Origin of the sequence: Calditerrivibrio sp. (assembly GCF_049968475.1) — a bacterium.
Lineage (GTDB): Bacteria > Chrysiogenota > Deferribacteres > Deferribacterales > Calditerrivibrionaceae > Calditerrivibrio > Calditerrivibrio nitroreducens_A.
This window is the reverse complement of the sequence record NZ_JBMFQS010000024.1, coordinates 1-1,068: the sequence shown is the minus strand read 5'-3', so window position 1 is coordinate 1,068 and position 1,068 is coordinate 1. Positions and strand designations below refer to the sequence as shown.

General features: G+C 27.5%; 1 protein-coding gene. It reads right to left on the bottom strand.

What is annotated here, in order from left to right; genetic code table 11:
* Window positions 1-185, bottom strand: a 185-nt coding sequence (locus ACP5Q2_RS09840) for a hypothetical protein (protein ID WP_428099610.1), incomplete at its 3' end; no start/stop codon positions are given.
* Window positions 186-1,068: the final 883 nt, after the last annotated feature.

The following is a 1,068-nucleotide window of genomic DNA, read 5'->3' as shown; positions in this document are numbered from 1 at the left end:
GTATACAATACTATTAGGGGTCTTGACTTTTCTTCACTTTCATTCTCTATATACAGTTTTATATTTGTTTTTTCATAGAATGGTTTTGTTTTTACCGCAAAAACTTTACCCCTTTCTATGTTTATTATTTCATCCGTTTTATCTCTTAAAGCTTTTATTAATTCATCCCCGAGATTAAATCCCATAATAAAGATTTCCCCCGCTCTAAAGTTAGGTAATTATATCATAAAAATTCATTCTTTAATAACAATAACTAAAGGATAACAAAGAGATAACTAAGAGAAAAGTTTGAGATACTTGACGGGTTAAAAATTTTTTGTTATAATTTATAGTGTAAGTTTTAAGTTGATGAACTTTGGCAACTGAATAAGGTAAAAAATATATTATTTGAATATTCAAGTAGTGATAAGCCTTGTTAGACAATATAACAGAAAATATATTTGCATTATATTGTAATTTTTACGGGTTTGACCCGCTCTATAGGGTATTGCAACAGATGATAAAATATATCATTTTCAGTTGCGAATTCGTTTGACCCGCTCTATAGGGTATTGTGACTGGATATTTGAATTAGTTTTTGTCTGAACTATGTAGGATATAAAGATGCAAAAGTTTATAATTTCTATCTTTTAGATATAATCGAGGCTGTTTACAAAACCCCTGAGGCTATTTGAAAAATTTCAAAGTATTGATATAATTTGATTTCTAAAAATAGCTACCAAAATCTCAAAAAATAAGAATAAGTATAATATAGCTTTTTCAGGTCTATAGAGGTAAATTTATGTGGTTAATTTCTCACTCAACGTATGTATTCTATTATGAACTTTACAATTTGTTTATATTTTTTGTTCTTCATTTTAACCTTTCTTTTCCTTTTGGGAAGATATTTTACTATTTTTTAAACAGCCTCAGAGGTTTTATTCATTTAAACATTGATTTATCTTTAATACGTTGAGTGAGAAATTAACCACATAAATTTACCTCAATAGATCTGAAAAAGCTATAGCCTATTGCATAAGCATACAAGTATGTAAGAAGTGTAATACCCTTCCTCCATCTACTTAAAGT